The sequence below is a fragment of the Bradyrhizobium lupini genome, from assembly GCF_040939785.1.
In the GTDB taxonomy this organism is placed as follows: Bacteria; Pseudomonadota; Alphaproteobacteria; order Rhizobiales; family Xanthobacteraceae; genus Bradyrhizobium; species Bradyrhizobium canariense_D.
In genome coordinates this window covers 6858760-6884238 of record NZ_CP162553.1, presented here as the reverse complement: position 1 = coordinate 6884238, position 25479 = coordinate 6858760, and the positions used below count along the sequence as shown (strand labels likewise).

Below are 25479 nucleotides of genomic sequence, written 5' to 3'. Positions count from 1 at the left end.
TGTTCATAGCACTGAGCGGATGCACTCCTAGCCTAATTCGCTGGAAAGGCGACCGTGGTCAGCAACGCCATTGCCGGCTGGCGCGAATCAAGCCTTGTATGCTGAACCACAATCGGTGCACTCGCCTCGATGAGCGAGGCGTAGCTGGTATCACGTGGCACGGGCGCGGGGTCGGCAAGATCATTGAAGCGCATGTGCAGCGTTCGCCTGGCAGGTACGGTCAGGACGTAGGGCCCGACGGGGTCCCGGTTTTCGAAGAACAACGTGATCCTGACCTCGGCGTCGCGGTCTCCCGTGTTCAGGAAGCAAGCTGTTTCGTGCGAGACGAGATCGTGGGCCTCGCTAACGCTACCGCTGGGAATATAGCCCTCCGGAATCGCCCAAATGGTGCAGCCGAGCTCTCGCATGTCAATCCTCCAACCTGATCAGCGCCAAGCCGCTTTCAGCATCCTTTCTCTTGCGCAAATGCGTCGGGCTTTCCGTAACGATGACCTCGAGTGTGGGACGGACCAGCCCTGATCCCAAATGCCCGGCCAGCGCCGCCCCATCGCGCTTGCCCACCACCAAATGAACGTGGATCGAGGGCTCGCCTGAGGGCGCCAGAGCGACGTCGCCGATCAGAGATGCCACTTCCACCTGCTCGTTGAGGGGGTTCTCCAAATACTCCTTCTTTTCCCAATCGAAATATTTCAGAACGACCTCGCTGAAGGCGCCGATCCCAGTTATTTGTGCAGCCGAGATATGTTGCTCCTTCGCCAGTGCAGCCAAGCAATGCATTGCTTCTTCGCCCGTCTCCAGCACCGCCGCGAAGGTTCGCTGGCCTGCGTTCTTGCTGAGAATTTTATGCTTCATCGGGTTTCACCTATTTCTCGTTAGATACTCTCGTTCGCTCAGATTCTAATCTCTCCCTGACGCGCGAGAGTGCGAATGCGGTCGGCCGTACGGCACGCGATCGCTTGAATGGTCAAGGACGGATTGGCTCCCCCAACGGTCGGAAATACAGAGCCGTCGCAGATCCACAAATTCTGGATGTCCCAGCTTCGGCAATCCGCGTTCACCACACTGGTTCCAGGATCGGTGCCCATTCGCGCAGTGCCATTCAAGTGGCAGGTATCATCCTCCTGGGTCCAGATATGCCTGGCATCGACGGCTCGAAGTGCCTGGCTCATGAACCGGAGCGAATGATCGATCAAACGCTTGTCGTTTTCGCACCATGAATAGGTCACGCGCGGAATTCGCAAACCGTATTGGTCGACCTCCTCGGACAGGGTGACGCAGTTTCTTTCTTGGGGCAGCATTTCACCGACGATCTTGAGACCGACGATATGGTTGTAGTTCTTCATTTCGGCGACCAGCCTGGCCCCCCACAGGCCGTGCGCGCTCGCCTGCGTATTCGCCCAGAGTTGCGGCAGTGGCCCTTGGCTCATGTAGGCGTAACCGCCAAAAAAATCCTTGCCCCTATCCTCGTAGTTCCAGTGCTCGGTGATCGCGAGCGAGGGCGGCCCCTTGTAGGATCGAACCTCGTCGGCCATCACGCCCCACACTGCCTGATTGGACTGCGCCATCAGGTTCTTCCCGAGCAGACCCGAGCTGTTGGCAAGCCCCTCGGGGAACTTGTCCGTCGCGGAATTGAACAAGAGCCTCGGCGTTTCGATCGAATATCCGGCGACGACGACGTTGTGCGCACGCTGGAAATGCCAGCTGCCGTCACGATGATAGTGCACGCCCGAGGCGAGACCGGTCCTGCCCACCTCGACAAGGCCGACCATAGCAAGGTCCCTGATTTCCGCCCCTGCCGCGAGCGCCCGCGGGATCCACGTCACGAGGGCGCTCTGCTTCGCGTTCGTCGAGCACCCGGCGACGCAGAAGCCGCGATAGACGCAAGGGTGCGCCAGACCTCGGGGAGCCGAAAGAGTGGCAAGTGGTGTTTCGGTCCACTTGATCCCCATCGCGTCGCAACCCTTCGCGAGTGCACGCGCAGCCGCGTTGAGGGGATGGGCTCGATAGGGGTACCGGGGTCGCGGCGGTCCCCAGGGATAATTGATCGGTCCGGATATCTTCAGTGCCTGCTCTACCTCGGTGTAATAGTCCCACATCTCGCGCCAATCCAATGGCCAGTCGGCCCCATAGCCAAGCAGGGTGCGCGCCTTGAACCACTCGGGTCGGAAGCGAAGCGACACCATGGCAAAATGCACCGTCGAGCCTCCGACGGCCTTGCCACAGTTATTGCTGCCCAGCTGCAGCGGATTAGCCCCGTCCACGATGCGATCGTCGGTCCAATAAAGCTTGGTTTGCTCGGATTCATCGGAGGCAAAGTCTTCGAGTGGCCGAAAATATGGCCCCGCATCGAACGCGACGACTGAAAAGCCATATTCAGCGAGCTTGCAAGCGAGCGTGCCGCCGCCCGCCCCGGTCCCCACGATGGCGAAGTCTACAACCTCGTTCTCGCGGTACTGCCTCATCGGCACCCAAGCGCCGGGTCGGAAGACATCCGGGGCGCGGCCGTTCCTGGCGCGCGGACTTTGTAGGGGGTCATCGGACATGGCGATTGATCCTCGCTGCCTTGTCCTCAGCGCCCGGCTTTGCTTCAGCTGCCTCCCAGGGATCGCGCTCATTGAAATCAAGACGCACATAGCCGCGCGGACTTGCCGGCCCACCCCAACCGATCTCGCTCCAGGCGGTCGGGTGTGCGTAATAAGCAAGCACGATGTCGCGTAATAATCTGCGTTTGAAAAAGTCCGCAGAGCGTATCGTGCCCCACTCCGAAGCGGTGAGCGCACCAGCTTCAGCACGACGAAGCAATTCATCTTGCTCCGCTTCGGTGATCTCGTTGAAACGTCGCTGGTAGGCCAGCTGCGCTTCGGCATCGATGGCCTTCAGCCCCTGCCGCCACGCCTCCCGGTCTCGCGGCATTCCGGCAACGCGATAGCCGTCGCAAGTACCTTCCTGCAGCTTGCTGTCGAGGAGCGCGGCAACTGGAACTTCCGGCCGATCGGCCGGCTGCGGGAGGATGCGGGCGGCGATTGCCGAAACGGTCTCGAACTCGGGGACTGTGAAGAACCGCAGCTCGGGTGCAATCGCCAAACGGCGCGCCACGACTGCCCGGGTCTTGTCATTCCATGATGGTCCGGCCCACTTGTTCAGAACGTCGTAGTCGGGATAAGGCTCGCTTGAGGTAACAGGGCGCGTCCTGTCATGCATCAGGGTACTCCCTCATCAGATCGAGCGCCGCAAGACCGGCAAGGGCGAGCCCGGCAAAGCTCGGGGGCGCCGGCAGCGGCGGCCCGCTGAGAAGATTTTGGCTCCAATTGCGCCAGCCACCCATATTCCGCGATACGCCGTAAGCGTGAAAACCGACCCCTGCCACGCCCATCCCTACAAGCAGTCGCATCCACCAGCACGCGAGCCGATGTGGGCGTCGTGCGCCGGCTGATGCCGCCAGAAGCAACCCGGCTCCGATCGGCGGCAGGGTGACCGGAACGGCCATCACCGGATTGTGGAATGCCCCACGGAAATGCAGCAATCCCACTTCCCCCGTCGTCCCCAGCAACCCAGCTGCGGTCACCGCCGCGATTGTCCGACCGGCTGGCAACGAGAGGACCTTGGGCCTTGTTTGTGGCTTGCTCTCGCGCACGCGCTCCGAACAATATCCCAAAAGGCCAGAGAGCAGGATCGCCATGGGAGCGCCGACAGGCGCGCCATAAAACAGGTTCTGCCAGCTGAAGCCACCGACCTTCTTCGTCACGTTGTATAGATGAAAGCCGGTCCCAATCAGACCGGTCGCGGCGGCCAACAGATAAGTTGTATCACGCGCTCCATGAGCGACCGGGCGCGTGTCCGCGGTGCCGTGGGCACTCATCGCAAGCGTCACGGCCGATACGACGAGCGGCACGAACATGGCCTTGTTCTTGAAGGAGCCGCGGTAGTGCTCGACCGCGCTATCGGCGAGCACCGAGGCTGCCAGGCCGCCGGCCGCGCGGTTCAATCGGCGCGCCGCGACTACGGACTTCTTCTGCGTCGATTTCTTTTGTCGCCAGAGAACTACTGATCCTGTCGGGCTTGCCGGTCGGTGGGCCAGCGAACGCGAGAGATCCGCGGCATGCTGGAAAGCTGACTGTCTTGTTCGTGTCATGTGGTGTACTCAAACAGCATAAGGCGCGGCATCCGTCTCTTTGAATGCCAGCCCGTTTCCCGGTCGCGACAGATCGGGACGGATGACGCCGTTCTTCGGAACGGGAGCGCCTTCAAACAGCAGGTGTTCGATCCGGACATGGTCATGAAACCATTCCAGGTGACGCAAGCGCGGCGCAGCGCAGGCTGCGTGCAGATGCAGCGAAGGCGCACAATGGGCGGACAGATCGACGTGAAATGCGTCACACAGGGCAGCGATCTGGAGGAAACCGGTGATCCCACCACAGCGCGTCATATCCGCCTGCTGCACGTCGACCGCGCGCGCGGCGAGCATCCTCCGCACGTAGTCCACCGTGTAGGCGTATTCGCCCGCCACGACATCCATTCCAGCGGGGACGCGCGCGCGAACCGCTTGCAAGCCATCTAGATCATCTGAGGAGACGGGCTCCTCGAACCAGCTCACGCTTTCCTGGACGAAAGCGTTTGCAAGCTCGAGCGCTTGCTTGGGTGTATATGCTCCATTTGCATCGACAAAGAGACTGGCGCGTTCTCCAATCGCTTGCTTGGCGAGCCTCACTCGCTGGGGGTCGCGTTTCGGCTGAGAGCCGACCTTCATCTTGACGTAGGCGCACCCCTGTTCGGCGACCCAAGCTCCAAGCTGCTCTTGAAGTTCATCATCGGAGTATGTGGTGAAGCCTCCGCTCCCGTAGATTGGGACGCGAAGCCGGTAGCTGCCCAGCATGCCGACTAACGGCATCTCCAGGAGCCGGGCCTTGAGGTCATAAAGCGCCGCATCCACCGCGGATATAGCGGTCGCCGCGAGTCCTTCTCGACCCAGATTGCGCACTGCTCGCTGCATGGATGACCACGAGCTCTGAGGAGCCATCGAGTCCTGACCTTTGATGGACGGATACAATTCGGCTTCGATCAGGCGGGCAATGGATGCGCTCGAATAGGTGTAGCCTAGGCCTTTCTTGTTGCCGGCCCACGCCTCGACGACGACAAGAGTCGTCGAATCCCAGCTGAAAGTCCCATCTGCTTCCGGCCGATCGGTCGGAACGGAAAACGCTCGCGCACGCAGGCGGTCGATGGGAACGTCACGCTTCATCTATTCCTTCCCGGGCACGATACTGGTCAGCAGCTCCTTTGCGCTGTTCCTGAGCACGCTTCCAAGCTCAGGCTCTGACGGAATCATGCTGATGAAGTTCTTCGCGTCCTTGAGCGTGATGTGCGGGGGCAAGGGCGGCACGTTCGGATCGGTGTAGGCCTCCAGAACCACAGGACGGTCGGCTGCGAGGGCCTCATCCCAGGCGGCTGCTACCCTGTCCGGATCGTCAACAAAAATCCCCTTCAGCCCGAGCAGCTCGGCGTACCGATGATATGGAAAATCCGGGATGCTCTGCGTGGATTCCGTTTTGCCGGAGCCGAGCTGGATGCGCTCTTCCCACGTGACTTGATTGAGATCGCGGTTGTTCAGCACGAGAACGATGAGTCGGGGATCTGACCATTCCTTCCAGTATTTGGAGATGGTGATCAGCACGTTGAGCCCGTTCATCTGCATGGCTCCATCCCCCATGCACGCAATGACGGTCCGGTCCGGATAGGCCATCTTGGCCGCGAGCGCGTAAGGAGTGCCCGCGCCTAGTGAAGCCAATCCGCCCGAGAGCGAGGCTTTCATGCCGCGGCGGATCTTCAGATCCCGAGCATACCAGTTCGCCACGGACCCGGAGTCGGCCGTGATGATCGCATCATCTGGAAGCCGCGGGGACAACTCCCAGAACAGTCGCTGTGGATTGAGCGGATCGGCAGAGTTCATGGCACGTCGTTCCAACGTGCCCCACCAATCGCGCACACCGCTTTCGATGTCCCGCCGCCAAGCCGAGTCCTGCTTTTGGTCAAGAAGGGGGAGCAGCGCGTTCAATGTTGCCGCGCTGTCGCCAACGATGTTGACCTCCATGGGATAGCGGAGGCTGAGCCGCGAGCCGTCGATATCGATTTGCACGCCAGGCGCGTCTCCCGGCTTGGGCAGGAACTCGCTGTAGGGGAATGCGGACCCCACCATGAGGAATGTGTCGCAGTTCTTCATCAGATCCCAACTGGGCTTGGTTCCGAGTAAGCCGATAGAGCCGGTCACGAATGGCAGATCGTCGGGCAACGCGGCCTTTCCGAGCAGGGCCTTCGCGACACCCCCTTGGAGACGCTCGGCCACAGCGATGACCTCGTCCGTTGCTTCGAGCGCGCCTGCGCCGACCAGGATGGCCACCTTGTCGCCCCTGTTGAGCACGTCAGCAGCGGCACGGAGCAAGACCTCGCTTGGTATCTTGGCGGGCCCCGCATAGCCGAGCCCGGTGTGGGTCGCGCCATGTGCGAGCGGCGGATCGCTGTAGTCGAGCTCCTGCACGTCCTTCGGCAAGATCACGCACGTAACGGCGCGTCTGAAGTGCGCGATCCGAACAGCCCGGTCGATCAGGTGGCGAACCTGGTCGGGGACGCTCGCTTGCGCGACGTACTCCGTGACGTCCTGGAAGAGTGTTTGGAGATCGACCTCCTGCTGATAGCTGGCTCCGATCGCGCTTCGCGCCTGCTGCCCGACCAAAGCGACCACAGGAACATGGTCCATCTTGGCGTCATACAGGCCATTCAACAGGTGGATTGCACCCGGTCCGGACGTCGCGTAGCAAAGTCCCACCTGACCGGTGAACTTCGCGTGCGCCGAGGCCATGAAGGCGGCCATCTCTTCATGCCGGACCTGCACGTACTCCATTTTGTCCTTGGCGCCTTCTAAAGCGACGTCCAGACCTCCGACGCCGTCTCCGGGGTATCCATAAACCCGGCTCAAGCCCCATTGGGACAGCCGATGCCAAACAAAATCGCTAACGTTCATTGGAATTGCCTTCGGGGTGGCGCCGCCACAAGCGGACGATGTAAAGACCAACGTGAAAAACAAACTAACGTTTCGGTCTGCTGGTCACGGGCGCTACGCTGTCTGTACGGTCACGTACCGCTAAGCGCCGACGAAGTCCCCTAACGAGCTAAATCGGATTCGACAGGCGGGTTTTCGGACGTAGAGCCAACGAGGTGACGTCCTGCATATCTCGTCTCGCTTCTGTCACGTAAGGAAGCGCTGCGCTTGGCCCTTCACAAGATCGACTCCAGACTTGAGATCAGTGGCAGCTCAATGACAAATCGGGCGACAGGATCTGCCGACAGTCCTCCAAATTGACCTGCGACAAGCGATCCACCAGTCAAGGCGGCAGCGCCGCAGCCCGGGACAAGCCACGAACTCGGTACGGGAACGCACATTGGGTGTTCAAGTGCGAGCAGCACAGACGTAGAAGCAATGGTCGATATTGATCCGGCACCGGTCGTGCAAGCTGGCGGCGATCTGTGACGCGATGGCTCACGAGGCGAGCTTCCGCTCTACATCTAGTGATCCAGATGGCGGATGGCAGTTTGCGAGCTCGCTCCGTCACCTGCGAGCTAAAAGGCCCTCATAGGGATGGGGGTCATTGTGTTGGCCTGCATCTGTTTATGCAGTCCCCACCACTGCATCTAAGGTCTACCAACGTAGATACGAAACCTTCAATCGACCAACGCATTCATGGGACAGGGCCCAGCCCTTGAACGAAACGAGGTGCTGGGAAGGAGCCCTTCATGGCAACGCTCGATATCGACGTCCTCTCTCCCGCAAAAGCCGAACGTGAAGTTCAGTGTCGCCGAGACCTGGTTACCTCCAGCCTTGGGAGTGCGACCGGATGGCATGATTGCTTCGATGCCCTCGGCACCCCCGCCGATTACTTCGTCGCCCGTCTAGCCGATGTAGCCATACTATGTAGCTGGGAGCGGCGCGTGGACGGTAGGGCAGCTCTGATCCCTACCCGCCCACCGACGGCATTCGCCACCTTAGCGAGAGCGCTGATACCCAAGCGTGAGAGCATCGGCATTGTGGTCCCAAAGCCGGTGCTCATGCTAGGCGGCGGCCCGAGGCACCTCACCCCACCGACAATCAACAGAGGAGGCACCGACGATGGACACAGGACGCAGATCGCGCGTCACGAGACGCCGTTTCGTGCAGCAGGCCGGCCTTGCGGTTGCTGCTGCCCCACTCATTTCCGCGCCATTCGTGACGCGGGCGTTAGCCGATACCAAGACGCTGACAATCGTGCAGTGGAGCCACTTCGTCCCCGAGTACGATAAATGGTTCGACGCATTTGCTAAAGATTGGGGCGACAAGAACAACGTTTCGGTCGCCGTCGACCACATTCCGGTGGGGAATATTGCGGCACGCGCAGCTGCCGAAGCCTCCGCTGGATCGGGTCACGACATCTTCGGATGGAACGGCTCCGGGGGAGCGCATCTATATCGTAAATTCCTCGTCGATCTGACAGGCCTCGTCGAGGCAACCGAGAAGAAGTACGGCAAGATTTCCACGATCGGCCGCCAGATCGGCTACAACCAGGACGACAAGACCTGGTCGGCCTTTCCCGATTTCTACATCAGCTTTCCCTCGATGTATCGCAAGAGCATGTGGGACGAGATCGGTATAACGCCGGACACTTGGGACAATGTGCGCAAAGGCGGGGCGAAGCTGAAGGCCAAAGGTCACCCGGTGGGCATTTCGCTCGGCCATAGTAACGACCCCAATACGACTTGGCGCGGGCTATTGTGGGCCTTCGGTGGCGCGCTTCAGGACGAAGCTGGCAAGAATGTCGTGCTCGATAAGAAGGAGACGGTCGAAGCCGTCAAGTTCGCAGCGGCACTCTATAACGATGCTATGACGCCCGAAGTGCTGTCGTGGGACGATTCCAGCAATAACCGCTACCTCGCCTCCGGTATCGGCTCGATGATCATCAACCCGATCTCGGCGTACCGGACATTCCAGAAAACTAATCCGAAAGGAGCCGACGACACGTTCGTGATGATGCCGCCAAAGGGACCGGCGCGCCAGATCATGGGCGGCTCGGCGGAGTACTACGGCATCTGGAATTTCGCCAAGAACCGGGAGGGCGCGATCGATTTTCTCAAGTACTACGCGGACCATTGGCCGGAGGCATTCAAGGCGAGCGAAGGCTACAACAATCCTTGCTTCGCCAACCTCGTGCCGAAGCCAATGCCTATCCTGTCGAGCGACCCGACCTCTACGCCAAACGACAAACTCATGGTGCTACAGGGCTCGGATGCCTGGTCGGCAGCTCCTGGCTATCCCGGGCCGTCGTGGCCTGCTGTGGACGAGGTCTATAACGACTTCGTCATCTGCGACATGATGGCGAAGGCGGCCGTTGGCCAGATGTCTGCCGAGGAATCGGTCAAATGGGCCGCCAAGCAAGCCGAAGCCGTCTTCAAAAAATGGCAGGGCAGCTAGGCCTCGGCCGCGGATAGCGTGTGGCGAGGTCGGAAACGAGAGGACGGACGAGGCTCAAGCCGAAGTCCGGATGTGCAATGGCCGCAGTACTTGCCAAAAACATTGTCAAATCGTTTGGGGGCGATGTACCTGCCGTCAATGGAATCAGTCTGACGGTCCCCGATGGGGAGTTCATGGTGCTGCTAGGCCCATCAGGCTGTGGCAAGACGACGCTCTTGCGGATCATCTGCGGCCTCGAAAGACAGACCAGCGGCGATCTTTTGATCGACGGCCGCATCGTAAACGAGATACCCCCACGCGCCCGTGGCGTGGCGATGATGTTCCAAAGCTATGGTCTCTATCCTCACTACACAGTGCGGAATAACATCTCGTTCCCGCTACGCACGCAGCGGGTCTCGAGGGCCGCAATCGGCAAGAAGGTCGAGTGGGCCTCTCAACTGCTCGGCATTGGCCATCTACTCGACCGGCGACCGCGCCAGTTGTCGGGGGAGAACGTCAGCGTGTCGCGCTGGCGCGCGCGCTGGTGCGAGAACCGACCGCGCTGCTGCTCGATGAGCCGCTTTCCAACCTTGACGCCAAATTGCGCACGTCGGCCCGTCAGGAGATCAGGCAATTTCAGCAGCGCGTCGGCCTCACCACCATCTACGTGACCCATGACCAAGTTGAGGCCATGGGGATGGGCGACCGAATTGCCGTCATTGATAAGGGAAAAATTCGCCAGGTGGGGACACCGGTCGAAATCTATAACAACCCCGCCGACCTCTTCGTCGCAACCTTTGTCGGCGCACCACCCATGAACATCGTAACCCAAAATGGCGGCGAATACCTCGGCTTCCGCCCCGAGAACTTCCTACCCAAGGCCATGGTCGAAGATGAAAGTGCAGCCGAGTTTTCGTTCCGGGTTGATCGATCGGAATATCTCGGCTCGGAGCGGATCGTATACGGGGTGCTAGAAGGCTTTAGTTCGGAACAACTGATCACGGCAAAACTGCCTGGCGCGCACGTAGCCGAGGCAAGTATCCGCACCGGCGAGTGGCATGCGTTCGCGGTGAAGAGGAGCTCTCTTCGGCACTTCGACAGCAGCGGCAACCGAATGGCCCAACACTGAACGGAGCCGTACGCTATGGTCGTTGTCGCTGAAACACTCCCCAGACCGGCAACACGATTTCAATTTCTGCTCGATCGGCGCGATGCGCTGGAAGCGGTCCTGATTGCACCGGCCATCCTCTACGTCCTTTTGCTCGTCGGGTTGCCGCTGCTGCTGGCGATCTACTACTCGGTCAGCGCCTACACTCTCTACAATCCCACGTGGCACTTTGTCGGGCTGGCGAACTTCGAGCAGATCATCAAAGACCCGACCTTCACCCACACTTTGGCCAACACCTTCATCTTCACTTTTGGATCCCAGCTGCTTGGGCTGGTGCTCGGAAAGTTCGGAGCCTTCCTGTTGCTACGGCCATTTCGCGGACGCAAAATCGTCAGAGCGCTAATCATCCTGCCGTTCGCCGTGCCCGTTGCGCTCGCCACGATTGCCTGGCGGTGGATGTTCGATTCGCTCTACAGCGTCATCACGTGGACGTTGATCGCCATGGGGCTCGTGGAACGCGTAAACGCGCCGAACTGGCTTGGCGATCCCCATCTGGCAATGCTGTGCGTGATCATCATCAATGCCTGGCGTTTCTTTCCGTTTGCCATCGTGATTTTTCTCGCCGGGATTACCGCGGTTCCGCAGGACGTACTTGATGCGGCAACGATCGACGGCGCCGGCTTCTGGCGGCGCAACTACCAGATCATCCTGCCCATGATTTTGCCAATCGTGGCGATCGGATTGATTTTCGGCATCGTGTTCACGTTTACGGATCTATCCATTGTATTTCTGCTGACCCAGGGCGGCCCGGTGGGGGCGACCTCCGTGCTGGGTTTTGCGGGCTTCCAGACCGGCATCGTCTCAGGTGACATTTCGCATGGCGCGGCCATCTCTCTGTTCATGCTGCCGGTGCTCCTGGTCGTCGTTATATTCATGCTCCGTTTCATTCGGCGGCGGGAGATCTGAAATGCCCCGCACGATCACCCGCTCCCTCGGCCAAGTCGCGTTCTTTGTCGCCTTGGCGTTTTTCGTAATCCTTGCGACCTTCCCGTTCTACTGGATGGTGATCACCGCATTCAAGCCGAACAGCGACCTCTATAATCTCGGCAACAACCCGTTCTGGTTCAACCAACGACCGACGCTCGACCATGTGATCTATCTCTTCGATCAGACATTGTTCGCGCGCTGGCTATTGAACTCGCTGATCATCGGCCTCTGCGTCGTCATAATAACGGTCATTACTGCCGTGCCTGCAGGCTATGCCATGGCCCGCATGACGAGTCGAAAGGGAGAAGCGCTAGGCATCGCGATTTTCCTGACTTATCTCGTCCCGCCGACTCTGCTGTTTCTGCCGCTGTCCCGTATCATTGCCGAACTTGGCCTTCAAAATTCGATGTGGTCGTTGGTGCTGGTCTATCCGACGTTCACAATCCCGTTCTGCTCGTGGCTGCTGATGGGGTTCTTCAAGGCGCTTCCAATCGAAATCGAGGAAGCAGCGATCGTCGACGGCTGTAGCCTCTTTGGCGCGTTCATCAAGATGGCAGTCCCCCTGTCAGTCCCAGCAATCCTGACGGTGGTGATATTCACTTTCACCTTGACCCTGCAGGAGTTCGTCTACGCGTTGACCTTCATCTCGTCGTCTGACCAGAAGCCGATCACGCTGGGCGTGTCGACGGACCTCATTCGCGGCGATGTATTTTTCTGGGGCGAGATCATGGCGGGTGCGCTGATCGCCGCCGCTCCGGTGGCGATCGCCTACAATCTGTTCCTAGATCGCTTCATTTCTGGCATCACCGGCGGCGCCGTCAAATAGAACGGCCGCGACGAACATCTCGATCCCGGAGGATCGAGGAGTACAGGAGGCCAGAATTGCGCCTGCAAACGGGTGACGCGCCGCTGCTGCTGTGTCGGTCGTCGCGACCTCGCCTGCGTGCCCTCATAACGGGCAGGTGTCAGGTATTGTACGGTGGCGGACCGAGATCATCCGCCTACGTATCCTGGCGGGCCGCTGAGCAACAGCGCACCTGCGACCCTCTGACGCTTGGATCCCCAAAGGCTCATCGGAACGCAAGCTCGCGAGACATCGTTGCATTCGTACACAACCCAGCCACGAAGGCATGGATGAACTTGCGAAGTTTGCTTCTCGTCCTCACGACTGCTGGTGCGATTTCCTTTAACTCGACCTCGGCCTTGCTCGCGGCGCCGATGGTTGGAGCGACGGCATCCGTTCAGCCGGTGCAGTACCGGCCTTGGCATCGTGGCCTGAATCGGCCGCACTGGCGCGGACATTACGCACCCGGTGCCGCCATGGTCGGCGGCCTCGCCGCCGGAGCTCTGATTGGCAGCGCGATTAGCGATGCGAGAGCCGATGCCAATGACCTAGTGCGTGCAGCGCTATCAATCCTATGATCCCGCATCCGGCACATACCTCAGTTACGATGGCGTCCGGCATCCGTGCCCCTAACCCTTCGGGTAGACCGCTGCAGCGGGCTATTCCGATCTCAAGCCGGCCCGCCCCCGAAATGTGGCCTGCTCGAGGAACATACTGAATGGACTCGGGCGAGTTCACCAAACGCGTCGCGATCGCGGTGACGATCGCGACCGTTCCGTTCCTGCTCTGGTATCTCCGGTCGGTGCTGCTGGTGGCCGTTGGCGCGACGCTCCTCTCCGTCGTCCTGGACCTTCTGTCCCGGCCGCTGCGCTGGTGCCGAATCCCGAGAGCCGGTTCAGTTGGGCTTGCCGTGCTTCTTCTGTTCGGATCGCTCGGTGCCACCGCCTATATGTTCGGCACCACGCTATCGAGCGAGATGGAAGACGTGCTGAAGCGCGCGGATATCGCAGCCAAAACAATCGCCGACGCCTTGCAGAATTCCGCTTGGGGGGTCTCGCTCCTGCAGCACGTGGATGCCAGCCAGCTCTCGCTCACAAGTTGGGCCGGCAACATCGCCAGCGTGAGCAGCAGCGTCTTCGCTTCCTTGGTGGTCATGATCGCAATGGGCGCGTACATGGCGGCTCAGCCAGGGGTATATCGAAAGGAAGTCCGCAAGTTGCTTCCTCGCAGATGGGCAAGCCCGCTAGAAGCGGCAGCCAAGCACGTCGTCCACTCACTACAGCTCTGGAGTATCGGGCAGGCCATCCAGATGGTACTCGTGGGAGTGCTCACGACAGCGGCAGTCTGGCTTATCGGCCTGCCATCTCCGCTCGCTCTGGGTGTCATCGCCGCGCTTGCCGAATTCATCCCGTACGCCGGCCCCTTCATTGCCGCGGTGCCTGCGCTGCTCGTCGCGACCGCGCAGGGTTGGTCCACGCTGCTTTGGACCCTGCTGGCCTACATTGCCATTCAGCAAATCGAGGGAAACGTGCTGCTCCCGATCATCCAACGGCGGCTCATCGCCGTTCCGCCGGCTATGATCTTGTTCAGCATCTTGGCCGTAAGCAGCTTTTTCGGGATGGCGGGCGTAATTTTCGCCGCGCCTATCAGCGTCATGATTTATGCCGCGCTGGAGACAATGGCTCCAAAGGAGAGAACTGCGCACGCTGGTTCAGGGCAAACGCAAGCCACTTCTCGTCATCAAGCGCGGGACCATTTCTAGTGCGGGGGAAGATACACACCAGGAACTGCGCTGGCGGGCCATCGAGGGTGCTCCTCCTGCTGATGGCTGTGATCCCACTCTCACTCGGCACTGCCTACATGGCCGCGCCGCCGGCGCTGCGGTTTGTGACCAGCGCCGCGGCGATTGCTGTTCTGGCGGAGTGGATCCGACGCGGGACGGAGCAGCTCGCGCGGCACGCAGGACCTACCATCGGCGGCCTGATCATGGTTACGTTCGGCAGCGTCGCGGAACTGGTGTTGGCTCTATTCATACTTGCGAGCGGCGAAACGGCCGTCGTTCAGGCCCAGATCACCGGCTCGATCATCGGCACGAGCCTTTTTGGCTTGGGGATTGCGATCCTGATAGGCGGCCTGTCGCGGCAGCGGCAGACATTTAACCCAGCCAAGGCCGGGCTGCTTTCGACGTTGCTGATTCTATCAGTTATCGCACTGCTTTTGCCGGCGGTGTTCGACTATACGGGTCGGCAGGATCACTTGCACAACATCGGACTTACCGATGAGGAGCTGAGCCTAGGTGCATCGTTAGTCTTGCTTCTGCTCTATGCAGGAAACATCGTCTACACACTGATCACTCATCGAGACGCCTTCGCCGACGAAGAAGCTGAGGGCGATCCTGCGTGGGGTCTGGCATTATCGATCGGCATCATAGTTGGCTGCACCGCGATAATCGCGATCGAAGCCGAAATCCTCTCTGACGTGCTGACCCAGACGGCCACAGCGCTCAGCATCTCGCCGACTTTCCTTGGCGTGATCGTACTGGCCCTCGTCGGGACAAGCGCCGACATCTTCGCGGCGAGTTGGTTCGCTCACCGCGATAACATGACGGCCGCGTTGAACATCTGCGTTGGATCCGCCATCCAACTCGTGCTGGTGGTCGCGCCGCTGTTGGTCCTTATCTCGGCGTTCATGGCAAAGCCCATGAGCCTGGTGTTCGGCAATCCGCTCTATCTGTTTGCAATCGCGAGCACGGCATTCATCGTGAACGCGATCGCACGCGACGGCGAGACCACCTGGTTCGAGGGCCTGCTTCTGGTGGGCGTGTATTTGCTATTCGGGCTCGGTTTCTTCTTCATTGGTCCAGGGTGACCGCCCCTGCTGACGCTATCGGACCTCAAACCGAGCCCGGACGCGCGGTGCCTTGCACGCCTTCACCGTTGTGCGCTGCTCGGAGGCGCCGCAGACCGAAGCGCTCGAGAGCCCTGCGCTGCTGGCCGACCCGAAGTTGCGCGGTCGCCGGCAGATCGACGCTGGCGGTCCTTCCGTCTCGACATGGTCGAGACAGTCCGTCCCGTCGTGGTCTCATCGTGTGAGGATATCTCCATCGCGCCATCCGCGGTCATTGAGTGGGCAAGCTGGCAGATCTCTGGCGGCGAAACGCCTCCTTGGAAGTTAGTCGGCGAACAGGTCCGGGTGCGCCGGCGGGTCGGCCGGGTACACCAAAAGGCGGGTATCCTGCGGCCGAGCCGCCTCGGTAATGATCGCTCGTTCGATCTTTGCCGCTGAGAGGATATGAAACACCTGCTCACCGGCGGCGAGCAGGTAGTCGGTGATGATCCGCCGGTGGCACCGCCACCACACCGTTTCGGCGCACATTATGGCGCAGCGCTGGGTTGCGCCCAGCCGGCGCAAATGATCAAGCGCGCCACGGAAGCGCTCGCTCATGGCATAGTCGGCATAGTTGTGAAAACTCTTGTTCGTCCAAAACGCGTTCACCTCCGGCGCTACCTCGCGCACGCGACTGCGCAGCCCCCGAGCGGGGCCATGTGCTCATATTGTATGCCATGCGGCCGCAGGGAATCCGGGAGTAGCTCCCGGTTGTACTGCGGGTTAGTGCTGGAACGCGGCATCGTGCGCACATCGCCAAGCAGAGTCACCTCGACGCTTCGCAGCAGGCCGACGAATTCATCCAGCGGCCGCGTGCCGTGACCGATAGTGTAGAAGGGGTGTGCCATTCCGAATCTTCCTCTCCACCTACAATCCAATTTGGGGCTTGATCCGCCGCACGCCAGCGCCTCGGCGTCGGATTCGAGCGGAATGTCAGCAGCGGCCGATCCCTCCTTCGAGAGGAGGCTGATGAACCGAGAATTGGAACTTTGCGGCGGCATGATGGGTCCAATGCGCCGATCAGGATTCAAGGCTCTCCGGAATCCTTCAGTGCCGTCGCAGCGACTCGACGGTCGGCTTCATTGGTTCGCCCGGGAACGCCAAGCCCGTGATTGCTAGAAGAGCGCGGCCAGGCTGGGGCCACCGGATAGGCGTACATGATCCCCGGGTCCACGGAATCGAGAGCCGACGATCCCGCGAATAGCATCCACGTCTACCGCCGCGCTCCGGACGATGTCTGGAGAACGAAGCGTAGGGGAACCCGGGTCCCCGCCCAGTCCGTTGCCAGCTATGCAAGCGACTGTGCATCGCTTGCTGAACAGGCGATCGGATCTCCCGATCTGGCTCAGGTAGTTCTTACCCTATGGCTGGTCGCCATCGCTTTTTTCGCCAAGCTGCGCTCGGCGCGAACCTCGCAGGCAGCGTCCATCGGGCTCATCGTCGACGAACTCGTCACCGATGGCTTCAAATGCGTCTTTCCAGCGGTCGCTCCGTGCCGGTCAAGGTCGACGTGCCCGCCAAGGAGGATCGGACCCTGGTCTGCGTCCCGGCCGACGGCGTCGCTGCTCAAGCGAGGTGAAGAGCGGACCAGGAACTCGGTTTATCAAGCTGCTGACCACGCACATGGGAACGATGACGTGCGATCGTCGCCTAGCCCGACCGCACCTCGATTTTTCAGGGCCGGTGCAACCGAAATCCGGCATCGACGTAGAAGGACTCGGAGCTACTTGCATGACCTTCGAGAAAAAACAGAAGACAGTTGAAGAGCTGACCCGCCTCCGGGAGATGCGGGCCGGCACCACCGATCCCCTGGCGACGCGGCTGCTGCAGGACATCATTATGGAGCTCGAAATCGGCCTCGAGCTTGCATCACAGACGGGAGCATCGGATCAGGCGAGGCCAGCTCCTCCCGAGCCGCCACCTAAGTAGTCCGCTTTCACATCCGACCGGCCCGTCGAGCATCGTCGCAGACGCAGCGACAATTCGGCCGCACAATAGGCTTCAACGTCGGGAACGCTGCCGCGAGGGCTCTCGGCTTGCGAGCGACATCCTAATATAGCCGGCCCAAAAGGGCTCGGGGCCCTTCAGCCCGGGCGGTTAATCTATTGACGCGATAGGCTTCACTCCCAAGGCTCGAGGCAATGCTGGGAGCGAGGTACGCGGATTGCCGATCGTTCCCGGCACCATGCCGCAGGCCAAACGTGCAGCCTCATGAGTTCGACGTGCCTGTATTTCCTGGGGGCCGTCACACTGAAATGCAAAGGCCGCGAAAAACGACATTGCGCCGCGCTAGTGGCGGCAAACAAAGGAGCCCCGCCGAAGCGGGACCCCTCATTGGCCTGCTCCAGGCGATCACTTCTTGCTCGGACCTGAGCCCGACGAACCAGGAGAGCTGCTCTCGTTCGCGCTCGGCTGGTTTGCGCTCGGCTGGTTGGCCGTCGACGAGCTTCCGCTTTGCGATGGCGACTGACCCGTCGTACCCGACGGACTGGGTGAGCTCTGCCCCGTCGAAGACGGCTGGTTCTGCGCCTGACCCGAGTTCTGGCTCGGCGTCTGACTGGTCGCGTTCTGCTGGTTCGACGGCTGGCTGGTCTGGCCCTGAGCGGTACCGGTGCCGCTCTGGCCCTGACCTGTCGAGGTCTGAGTGCCCATCAGAGTCTGGGTGCCGGTCGAGGTCTGAGCCCCGGTCGACGACTGCGACTGGATGCTCTGGCTCGCCTGCTGGCTCAGCCGGCCGGAGACGCCGAGCGACGACACAGTGCGCATGTCGATGCTGCCGGTCACCGCGATTCCCTGCTGACGCTGATACACCGTGATTGCCTCACGGGTTTCCGGACCCCAGATGCCGTCGGCTTCACCATGCAGGATACCGCGCTCGATCAACACGCGCTGGATGACGCGGATGTCGTCCGGCGGAAGATCGACCACCGCCATCGTGCTGCCGCCGCTGCTCGCGCGCCGCCGCCGTGACCGGCGCCGGCGAAGCGCGCCCGCGGACCGACCGGGACTACGTCAACGATGCGGCGATCACGGTCGACGATCACGACTTCGTCCTCCACGACGAAAAAGCTATCGTCGCGATAGGCGGGGAAGACGTCGATCAGCGCCGGATAAGTCGAGACAGACGCGATGGTCACGCTCGGCGGGACCGCGATGCCGGCACGAACCTGGAAGTTGATCGAGCTCGCGTTAACGCGCGGAGCGTTGCTGGCCTGCAGAACCGATTGCTGCAGTGTCGTGCGCTGCTGCGCCGACACGGTCTTGCCGCTCTCGGTCTGGATCTGGCTGTTGGCAGTGGTCTGGCTCTGGGTCTGACCCTGCGTGTTGGTGTGGCCCTGGGCGGCGTTCTGGTTGGTGCCGGAGTTCGGATCCCGCTCCTGCGCGCTCTGGCCGGATCCGCTCTGCGGGCTGGACTTGTTGTCAGCCTTGTTGTCCGCCTTTGCGTCGGCCTTGCCCTTGTCCTGCGAGCGGTCCTCCGTCCGCTGCGTGTTGTCGCGCTCGGACTTGTTCTGACCGGCCGCCTGATCCTTGTCCTTCTGGCCGTGCTGCTGCGCGCGCTCCTTGTTGCTGTCGTGCTGCTCCTTGCTGGAGTCCTGCGAGTGGCGCGCATTGTCACGCTCAGACTCTCGCCCTTGGCCCGCCGTCGGATCCTTGCTGCTGTCGCGCTGACCTCCGGCGTGGCCACGCTCCTGCGTGCCGGATTCATCGCGTTGCGCCCGGCTGGACTCGCCGCCTGGCGCGGATGGTCCTTCGGCTCGGCCGCTGTCGCGAGATTCGGACCCGCGGCCCTGCGTTACTCCGTCGTTGTGGGAAGTACCTTCGCGGCTGGATGCGCCGCTGCCCATCCCGCCGCCGGAATGACCGCCCGCCGACATTCCCTTTTCGGTCGCCGCGCCGCCGGCGCTGCCCGCGCCACCGCCCACGCCTTGCGCAGACGCGAAGCCCACGCTCGCAAGCAGTACCGCCGTCGTGACCAGCAACCTACTCTTCACTCTCTTCAACATCAAAAACTCCTCCTCGATCGTGCGTGTGTTCTCAGATGAAACAGGACACAACCGACGCCCTTTCGACGGGGGTGTCCGTCGCGGGCAACCGGGAGGAGATGCAATCGTTCCTTGGATCTCCTTGCACCTCGGTTACGTCCGGCGATCCAACCACGGAGTAGCCCAAGACCAGTGGCACGTTGCGGGACGATGCGCCTCGAGAAGCTCGGCTCGGCGCATGTGCGCTCGGAGCCGAGCCAAGGCTTTGAGGAGCCGTGATCACCAGTGGTGGCGATGCCAGCGATCGTGGTGGACGACGCGGCGCGCATAGGGACCACCGTAATAGGCGAACGCGGGCCGAATGACACGACGATAGCGAGGCCCGTAGTAAGCCGGCGCGTACCCGCTGCTGTAGTAGGCGGTGGTGTAGCCGCCCCACGGATAGGGATCGTATCCCCCATAGTAGGCCGCCGGCGTATAGCCTCCGTAATATCTATAGCCCGGATAGCCGTAGCCATAACCATAGCCTGGCCCGTAGCCGTACGCCGAAGAGGCAATGCCGCCGATCACTGCGCCGGCGATCAGTCCTCCGGCGATGCCGGGCCCGAACCCGCCACCACGCCAGCGGGCCTCGGCGGGACTCGGTGCGGCCACGGCGCTGACGCCGAGCACGGCGGCTGTTGACAGAACAAGTAGGATTTTCTTCACCTCAAGCTCCTCCTCAATTGAGTTCAATGAAGCTGTAACGAAAGCGCTTTTGGCAGGTTGCAGGCGTCAAACCAAAGAACAAGAACGTCGATGAACAGACATTTATCTAGATGAATAGCCGTGTTGCGCGATCCGATAGATACCGAGGGTCGGCCCATTCGCACTTGAGATGCGTCAAGGCGAACATCGCCGCACCGGCGTAGAGATGATTGAACTCAGACTCCTACGCACTCCGGGCTCCGCGCCTCAATCCCGCTATATGGGGCCGACTCGGAGAGCGGCTCCGCCGATCATGATCGGCGTTGCATTGCGGCCACTGCCGCCGGGCCGGTTACGTCCTGGGATCCAAGCGTAGCTTCCCAGCGCGCCGCCTCAGTTCCAGTAAGCGGGACAAATCTCGCTACGTTGGGCCTAATCATTTGCGCAGCACTCGGTTTCTTCTTCATTCTTCCGGCTTGAGGACCCCCCGATAAGTCTCGCAACGCAGTCAACATAGCGCCATGAACCTGCGGAGGCACCGCCAGACCGGAGTGTTTGGAGAACCTTGAAAGCTGCTAACGAGAGGAAGTTGCGTGGCGGTCATGGTGCTCCCGTTTTTCCCGCTCGCTCCGAAGGATGTGCCGGGTGATTTTTCGATCACGCTTGAAGGCGCCTTTTGTAGCGTGGTATGCGGCCATTCCTGGCGTCTCCTTGGATTTGTCTCGCCCAGCGTAAGCCGGAGCTACCAGCACGAGCGTGAGGGCGCAGATCAGTACGCCGAACAAGTTCTTGGACTTCATGGGTTTTCTCCTCCGGAAGCAGAATACCTATCGGCCACTGAGCTCCTGGGGAGTTGAACGACGCAACTCTCCCACCTGGGATGCGGCTACTTGAGTTGCTGAATTGCCCCAAGCGTTCCTGACGTAAGTAGCGAGGTCTGCAATCTGCTGGTCCGAAAGCTTCCAGTCGAAGGCCGGCATCGATACCTGCGTCGGCCGGGCATCAGTCGTCGCCGCGTGCGCACCATTCAGGATCAACCTGATGATAGTGGTCGGGTCCCGGTCCTGTACGGCGCTGCTTCCCTGAAGCCGCGGAAACATAGCCGACACGCCCTGGCCTTCGGCCTGGTGGCATCCCGAACAATTGTCGACATAGAGCGCTCCGCCGGCGGCCATAGCTTTCGGATCTGGCTCAGCAACCTTGTCGTCCTCGGTAGCTGCTGGAATATCCTTGAGGTAAGTCGCCATAGCCTTGAGATCGTCATCGTTCAGCTTCGAGGTCGAGAAGGTGATCACCTCCGACATGGGACCGTAAGCGACGGTTCGGTCGTTCCGGCCTGTCTTGAGAAACGTGACGATCTCGTCGATGCTCCATTGCCCCAACCCCGACCGAACGTCGGCCGTCAAATTCGGGGCGTACCAATCCTGCAGCTTGCCGCCGCGCAAGGCGGACTGCTTCTCTGCGGAGCCCAGAACATTGGTGGGCGTGTGGCAGGCGCCACAATGTCCCAAGCCCTCGACCAGATATGCTCCGCGATTCCATTCGGGCGACTTTTGGTCGTCCGGCTTGAATGTTCCTGCCCGGAAGAACAGTTCGTTCCACCCCCTCATGACGAACCGGTCATTCAGCGGCCAAACAAGATCGTTCGGCGGAAGGGACTTTGATGCCGGCTCAAGCGAGCTCAAGAAGGCGTGGAGCGCATCTGAATCCTCGCGCGTCACCTTGGTGTACCAGGGATATGGGAACGCGGGGTAGAGATAGCTTCCATCCGCAGCAATTCCCTGATGTAGCGCCCCATAGAACTGATCATCGGACCAAGTGCCGATCCCGGTCTTTCGGTCCGGCGTGATGTTCGCCGAGTAGATCGTGCCGAACGGGGTCGGAATCGCGCGGCCGCCCGCAAATGGCTTGCCTCCGGGTGCCGTGTGGCAGGCCTCGCAGTCTCCGGCCGCGGCCAGATAGCGTCCTCTTTCTACTTGGCCGAAGGACAACTGCTCGCAGCGAGCGGGCGAAGCGAAACAAGCAAAGGCGCAGGAAGAAGCAAGCAATACGAGTTTCAGAGCACTGGATGACATCTTCCCGATCTCCTTACGCCTGAACCAACGGGCCGGGATTCTTGAGGTACTGCGTTCTGATGGCCTGCGCGGACCACAGCGCCAGCGCGGCAACAGTACCTGTCGGATTGTAGCCAGGGTTCTGCGGGAAAGTGGACGACCCCATCACAAAAAGATCTCGAAACGTCCCAATGTTGCAGGTAGCGGTTGAGAACGCTGTCCCGCGGGTTCGAACCCATGATCGCACCGCCGGTGTTGTGCGTCGTCTGGTATGGCGTGATGTCGTAATGTCCCTTACGGGGATTGCTCCTGATCTCCCGCGGCTTCATGGCCCGGGCGATCTGCTCTGCCTTGCCGGTCAGAAAATCCGACATTCTGTGCTCGTTGTCGGTGTAGTCGAAGGTCATCCGCATCAACGGCCTGCCCAGGAAATCGCGGTATGTCGGGTCGAGATCGAGGTAGTTTCCTCGATGGCTCATGACGGCGCCATGCGTGGCGACGGACATCGACCTGAGGTAGTCCCGGACGACCGCCCTCTTCCATTTGGCGCCCCATTTCGGAGTCCCGTCAGGCACCAAATGGGTCTCGATCGGCCGCCCGTTCGTGTTCCAGCAGGCGATATAGCCGCCTCCTAAAAACCCGAGATTGGAATGATCGAAGTTGTCTCCGTTGAATTCGTCAACGACCATTCCCAGCGCGCCGGCGCCGATGAACGGGTTCAGTATCTTGTCGTCGTAGAATACGTCGACACTGGACACGATCTGGTAGGCGTAGTTCTTGCCGAGCGTACCTGCTCCAGTGCTCGGGTCGTACGGTGTGCCGATCCCCGATAGCAGCAGCAGATGCACGTTGTGCAGAACGAACGCGCTGAGAACGATCAAATCAGCTGGCTGCTCGTACTCTTCACCTTGGGTATCGACATATGTGACGCTGACCGCCCGTTTCCTGTCGCTGTCGAGGTTGATCTTGATGACCTCGCACTCCGTCTTGAGCGCAAAGTTCTTCTTGCGAAGCAGAACCGGCAGAATCGTCGTTTGCGGGCTTGCCTTGGAGTAATTCCCGCAGCCGAACTTCTCGCAGAACCCGCAATAGGTGCATGGGCCGAGCTGCACCCCGAGTGGATTGGTATAAGCGCGAGACATGTTGGCGGAGGGAGCCGGGAAAGGCTTTAGGCCGACGTCATTCGCGGCCTGCGCGAAGAGTGTCGGGCCGTACGTCATCTCCATGGGAGGATTGGGATACTCTCTGGTCCGCGGGCCTTCGAACGGGTTTCCGCCGGGCTGGATTTGACCTTTGATATTCCCTGCCTTGCCCGAGATGCCGCAGAGGTACTCCCATTTGTCGAAGTACGGCTCCAGGTCGTCATACGTGACGCCCCAATCCTGGATAGTCATGTCCTGTGGTATTGCTGCCGCGCCGTAGCGATCCGTGTTGTGGCTCCGGGCGAGGAAATCGCTCGGCAGGAAACGCCAGTTCTGTCCATTCCAATGAATTCCCGCCCCGCCCACGCCCGTCCCTGGGAGAAAGGAGCCGAGTTGGCGCATTGGTAGAGCGGTCTCGCTCCTCGAGTTTCGGAAGCTCAGCGTCTCACGCGCAGGCTCTTGGAAGAGTGCATGGCGATAGTAATAGCGGAGCTCGTCTTGAATGAACGTTGTGGCAAAGTCGGTCGTCGTATCCCGCCAGCCACCGCGCTCAAGTGCCAAGACGTTCAGCCCGGCATCACTCAGTTCCTGGCCGAGCAGCGCGCCGGTCCAGCCGAACCCAACGAGGAGCGCATCCACGGGAGGGAGCTTGGTAGCCATCTTGAGGTCTCCCTATCCTTTCGGAGTCCAATGGGGACGGCCATAGAGTGACACCGGCGGTAATGGGTAGCGCTGGCCGTGCTTACTGACGAAGTCACGGTAATCGTATCGCGCGCCCGGAAAGCCGATCATCTTCCAGGCTGCCATATTCTTGTTTCCGCCGTACAAGGGATCTGCGAAGAATCCTTCCTGGGTATTGAGGAGGAGCTGCTTGAAGAATGCCTTCCCGTCGACCTGCTCGAGCTTTGCTTTTCCCTCCTCGAGGTCGCCGAGCACCTTGTCCTGCTGCTCCGCGCCGAGGTCCACGAAAGCCTTTCCACCGAACCCGTTTCGGCAATAGCCATCGACGGCTTTGATCGCGGCTCGATACAATTGGGCTGGCGCCATCCGTGATTGATAGCCCTGAGTTTCCGTGCCCTTTGCCCAAGGGCCACCCATGTACCAGCGTTCGGCTCGCCCGTACGCTCCTGCAAGCTGCCGGTCGATGAAGACCGTGACGCCAAGCTCACGCGCGCCCGGTCCTAGCTCGTCCTTGGGTATCAATCGGGAAACAACCGCATCCACCCAGGCAACTTCGTCTTGGGTGAAAAACTGATAGCCGCCCGTGGCAACTGGCGCCGGGTTGTTGGCTTCGCCCGGCGCCCAGGGGACCTGCTGCGAGATTGTGTCAGCCGTTGCGCTGCCGGAAGAAATCGCCAGGGAGGATCCGGCGACAATTCCCGCAGTGAGTAGCGCGCGGCGGTTGAGGCCAGGACTCGCGGCTCGTTCTGTGTTCGCCATCGCGGGCCCCTTATACCTTCGTGAAGGCTCCAACAACTTACGAGAAGCAATCAACGGCTCGCGAGAACCGCGGGTTCGCACGGTAGCCGGCGGCTTATCGAAGGTTGGTACGGTCCCGCACCATGTGATAAGCTCAAGGTTGGCTCTGCAGCAAGCGTACGAACTCCAACACGTTCTCCGCTTGAGCTGCCTTGAGACGACAGCTCTCCCGTTCTTCGCCGGGAGGCAGATCAGCAGCCTCCCGTTTTGCTCGGTCCGCCAGTTGCTTCAACCGCTCGGGGAGCGAGGAGAGCTGTACGTCAGGACTCCGACGCCGGCGTTTTCTCGGACTCTTTCGGACAGTTCGCCGAGCCAACCGCTGCATGTCGTGTTCCCTCCGAACGAGCACTCCGGCGTCTCGGCCTCTATTTGGAAGTGCCCTGCCGCGGCGAATTCGACCCGGTGGTCCCTTGAGATGAGCTGCCCGACTTGGAATCGGGCGGATTCACATTCATGGCTTCGAAAACCGACATTCCATGCGGGCCGATTGTCATCAGCACCGGATTGCCGTCCTTGCTTTTGGCCTGCACGACGAAGGATTCGGCTACGACCTTGACGTCGGTGAAGCCGGCCTTCTGCAGATCCTGCTGGATCTTTTGCGCCGCGGCAAGATTCTGGTTCGAGTTACCGGAAGGTTGTGATGAGGCCTGAGATCCGTTCGTGGCGTTCTGTGCGGCGGCGGGGGTCGCCAGCGCCATCAGCACGACGGCCGAACCCGCAATGAGCATCCTGTTCATGTGATGACCTTTCCAACTTGGAGGATTTAACATCCATATAGCTAACGGGCGGCCACTACGTTCCGAGACTTAGGGCCGACGCCGAGTAAAGGTCGGTACG

The 25479-nt window shown here is 60.8% G+C and carries 21 protein-coding genes and 3 pseudogenes; 8 read left to right on the top strand and 16 right to left on the bottom strand.

The window, feature by feature from the left end; genetic code table 11:
- Positions 1-32 precede the first annotated feature (32 nt).
- The 7 genes from AB3L03_RS32885 to AB3L03_RS32855 form a co-directional block, all read right to left on the bottom strand.
- Positions 33-407 carry a sensory rhodopsin transducer gene (locus AB3L03_RS32885; protein WP_368507787.1) on the bottom strand — a complete coding sequence of 125 codons (375 nt, stop codon included), beginning with the start codon at positions 405-407 and terminating at the stop codon, positions 33-35.
- Position 408: 1 nt separating this feature from the next.
- Positions 409-852, bottom strand: coding sequence for a PPC domain-containing DNA-binding protein (locus AB3L03_RS32880; protein WP_368507786.1), 444 nt, complete (start codon positions 850-852; stop codon positions 409-411).
- A gap of 38 nt (positions 853-890) precedes the next feature.
- The gene (locus AB3L03_RS32875; protein ID WP_368507785.1) at positions 891-2543 is read right to left on the bottom strand and encodes a GMC family oxidoreductase; all 1653 of its coding nucleotides are present in this window, start codon (positions 2541-2543) and stop codon (positions 891-893) included.
- Complete coding sequence (locus tag AB3L03_RS32870; protein WP_368507784.1) at positions 2533-3201, bottom strand: gluconate 2-dehydrogenase subunit 3 family protein; 669 nt, start codon at positions 3199-3201, stop codon at positions 2533-2535. The genes AB3L03_RS32875 and AB3L03_RS32870 overlap by 11 nt, the downstream gene beginning before the upstream one ends.
- Entirely contained in the window at positions 3194-3985 is a 792-nt protein-coding gene (locus AB3L03_RS32865; RefSeq protein WP_368507783.1) for a hypothetical protein, read from the bottom strand. The genes AB3L03_RS32870 and AB3L03_RS32865 overlap by 8 nt, the downstream gene beginning before the upstream one ends.
- Before the next feature lie 156 nt (positions 3986-4141).
- Positions 4142-5239 (bottom strand): enolase C-terminal domain-like protein, encoded by a 1098-nt coding sequence (locus tag AB3L03_RS32860; protein WP_368507782.1) that lies wholly within the window; start codon positions 5237-5239, stop codon positions 4142-4144.
- Positions 5240-7015 carry a thiamine pyrophosphate-requiring protein gene (locus AB3L03_RS32855; RefSeq protein WP_368507781.1) on the bottom strand — a complete coding sequence of 592 codons (1776 nt, stop codon included), beginning with the start codon at positions 7013-7015 and terminating at the stop codon, positions 5240-5242.
- A gap of 1143 nt (positions 7016-8158) precedes the next feature.
- Between AB3L03_RS32855 and AB3L03_RS32850 the strand changes: the two genes are divergently transcribed.
- The 7 genes and pseudogenes from AB3L03_RS32850 to cax all read left to right on the top strand — a co-directional run bounded on the left by AB3L03_RS32850 (position 8159) and on the right by cax (position 15279).
- A complete protein-coding gene (locus AB3L03_RS32850; protein ID WP_246776093.1) occupies positions 8159-9493 on the top strand; it encodes an extracellular solute-binding protein in 1335 nt (444 codons plus the stop codon).
- A 77-nt stretch (positions 9494-9570) separates the two neighbouring features.
- Positions 9571-10601 (top strand): annotated as a pseudogene (locus AB3L03_RS32845) (ABC transporter ATP-binding protein).
- Between the two features lie 15 nt (positions 10602-10616).
- Positions 10617-11546 (top strand): carbohydrate ABC transporter permease, encoded by a 930-nt coding sequence (locus AB3L03_RS32840; protein WP_368507780.1) that lies wholly within the window; start codon positions 10617-10619, stop codon positions 11544-11546.
- 94 nt (positions 11547-11640) lie between these two features.
- Entirely contained in the window at positions 11641-12393 is a 753-nt protein-coding gene (locus AB3L03_RS32835; protein WP_231190011.1) for a carbohydrate ABC transporter permease, read from the top strand.
- 570 nt (positions 12394-12963) lie between these two features.
- A pseudogene (locus tag AB3L03_RS32830) lies at positions 12964-13044 on the top strand (BA14K family protein); the annotation flags it as partial.
- 85 nt (positions 13045-13129) lie between these two features.
- Entirely contained in the window at positions 13130-14173 is a 1044-nt protein-coding gene (locus AB3L03_RS32825) for an AI-2E family transporter (protein ID WP_368507779.1), read from the top strand.
- A 47-nt stretch (positions 14174-14220) separates the two neighbouring features.
- Positions 14221-15279 (top strand): calcium/proton exchanger, encoded by a 1059-nt coding sequence (cax, locus tag AB3L03_RS32820; RefSeq protein ID WP_311979603.1) that lies wholly within the window; start codon positions 14221-14223, stop codon positions 15277-15279.
- 303 nt (positions 15280-15582) lie between these two features.
- Here the strand turns inward: cax and AB3L03_RS32815 are convergent.
- Positions 15583-16145, bottom strand: a pseudogene (locus tag AB3L03_RS32815) (DUF488 family protein).
- Between the two features lie 883 nt (positions 16146-17028).
- On the opposite strand from AB3L03_RS32815, the gene AB3L03_RS32810 reads away from it, so the two are divergent.
- The gene (locus AB3L03_RS32810) at positions 17029-17226 is read left to right on the top strand and encodes a hypothetical protein (RefSeq protein WP_204512627.1); all 198 of its coding nucleotides are present in this window, start codon (positions 17029-17031) and stop codon (positions 17224-17226) included.
- Positions 17227-17649: 423 nt separating this feature from the next.
- Here the strand turns inward: AB3L03_RS32810 and AB3L03_RS32805 are convergent, their stop codons facing one another.
- The 8 genes from AB3L03_RS32805 to AB3L03_RS32770 all read right to left on the bottom strand — a co-directional run bounded on the left by AB3L03_RS32805 (position 17650) and on the right by AB3L03_RS32770 (position 25346).
- A complete protein-coding gene (locus AB3L03_RS32805) occupies positions 17650-18231 on the bottom strand; it encodes a peptidoglycan-binding protein (RefSeq protein ID WP_368507778.1) in 582 nt (193 codons plus the stop codon).
- On the bottom strand, positions 18177-19301 hold the full coding sequence (locus AB3L03_RS32800) for a hypothetical protein (RefSeq protein WP_368507777.1): 1125 nt from the start codon (positions 19299-19301) through the stop codon (positions 18177-18179). The genes AB3L03_RS32805 and AB3L03_RS32800 overlap by 55 nt, the downstream gene beginning before the upstream one ends.
- Positions 19302-19559: 258 nt before the next feature.
- Positions 19560-19988: a hypothetical protein gene (locus AB3L03_RS32795; protein ID WP_368507776.1), complete on the bottom strand. Its 429-nt coding sequence runs from the start codon at positions 19986-19988 to the stop codon at positions 19560-19562.
- Positions 19989-20542: 554 nt separating this feature from the next.
- Positions 20543-20767, bottom strand: coding sequence for a hypothetical protein (locus AB3L03_RS32790; protein ID WP_368507775.1), 225 nt, complete (start codon positions 20765-20767; stop codon positions 20543-20545).
- Between the two features lie 27 nt (positions 20768-20794).
- Positions 20795-22042 carry a cytochrome c gene (locus AB3L03_RS32785; RefSeq protein WP_368507774.1) on the bottom strand — a complete coding sequence of 416 codons (1248 nt, stop codon included), beginning with the start codon at positions 22040-22042 and terminating at the stop codon, positions 20795-20797.
- Positions 22024-23823, bottom strand: coding sequence for a GMC family oxidoreductase (locus AB3L03_RS32780; protein WP_368507773.1), 1800 nt, complete (start codon positions 23821-23823; stop codon positions 22024-22026). Before AB3L03_RS32780 ends, AB3L03_RS32785 begins: the two co-directional genes overlap by 19 nt.
- 12 nt (positions 23824-23835) lie before the next feature.
- A complete protein-coding gene (locus tag AB3L03_RS32775; RefSeq protein WP_204512634.1) occupies positions 23836-24603 on the bottom strand; it encodes a gluconate 2-dehydrogenase subunit 3 family protein in 768 nt (255 codons plus the stop codon).
- Positions 24604-25007: 404 nt separating this feature from the next.
- Positions 25008-25346, bottom strand: coding sequence for a hypothetical protein (locus AB3L03_RS32770; RefSeq protein WP_204512635.1), 339 nt, complete (start codon positions 25344-25346; stop codon positions 25008-25010).
- Positions 25347-25479 lie beyond the last annotated feature (133 nt).

Coding starts and splice junctions, on each gene's coding strand:
- AB3L03_RS32885 (WP_368507787.1), bottom strand. CDS start 407: ATGCGAGAGCTCGGCTGCACCATTTGGGCGATTCCGGAGGGCTATATT.
- AB3L03_RS32880 (WP_368507786.1), bottom strand. CDS start 852: ATGAAGCATAAAATTCTCAGCAAGAACGCAGGCCAGCGAACCTTCGCG.
- AB3L03_RS32875 (WP_368507785.1), bottom strand. CDS start 2,543: ATGTCCGATGACCCCCTACAAAGTCCGCGCGCCAGGAACGGCCGCGCC.
- AB3L03_RS32870 (WP_368507784.1), bottom strand. CDS start 3,201: ATGCATGACAGGACGCGCCCTGTTACCTCAAGCGAGCCTTATCCCGAC.
- AB3L03_RS32860 (WP_368507782.1), bottom strand. CDS start 5,239: ATGAAGCGTGACGTTCCCATCGACCGCCTGCGTGCGCGAGCGTTTTCC.
- AB3L03_RS32855 (WP_368507781.1), bottom strand. CDS start 7,015: ATGAACGTTAGCGATTTTGTTTGGCATCGGCTGTCCCAATGGGGCTTG.
- AB3L03_RS32850 (WP_246776093.1), top strand. CDS start 8,159: ATGGACACAGGACGCAGATCGCGCGTCACGAGACGCCGTTTCGTGCAG.
- AB3L03_RS32840 (WP_368507780.1), top strand. CDS start 10,617: ATGGTCGTTGTCGCTGAAACACTCCCCAGACCGGCAACACGATTTCAA.
- AB3L03_RS32835 (WP_231190011.1), top strand. CDS start 11,641: ATGGTGATCACCGCATTCAAGCCGAACAGCGACCTCTATAATCTCGGC.
- AB3L03_RS32825 (WP_368507779.1), top strand. CDS start 13,130: ATGGACTCGGGCGAGTTCACCAAACGCGTCGCGATCGCGGTGACGATC.
- AB3L03_RS32810 (WP_204512627.1), top strand. CDS start 17,029: ATGACCTTCGAGAAAAAACAGAAGACAGTTGAAGAGCTGACCCGCCTC.
- AB3L03_RS32805 (WP_368507778.1), bottom strand. CDS start 18,231: ATGGCGGTGGTCGATCTTCCGCCGGACGACATCCGCGTCATCCAGCGC.
- AB3L03_RS32800 (WP_368507777.1), bottom strand. CDS start 19,301: ATGTTGAAGAGAGTGAAGAGTAGGTTGCTGGTCACGACGGCGGTACTG.
- AB3L03_RS32790 (WP_368507775.1), bottom strand. CDS start 20,767: ATGAAGTCCAAGAACTTGTTCGGCGTACTGATCTGCGCCCTCACGCTC.
- AB3L03_RS32785 (WP_368507774.1), bottom strand. CDS start 22,042: ATGTCATCCAGTGCTCTGAAACTCGTATTGCTTGCTTCTTCCTGCGCC.
- AB3L03_RS32780 (WP_368507773.1), bottom strand. CDS start 23,823: ATGGCTACCAAGCTCCCTCCCGTGGATGCGCTCCTCGTTGGGTTCGGC.
- AB3L03_RS32775 (WP_204512634.1), bottom strand. CDS start 24,603: ATGGCGAACACAGAACGAGCCGCGAGTCCTGGCCTCAACCGCCGCGCG.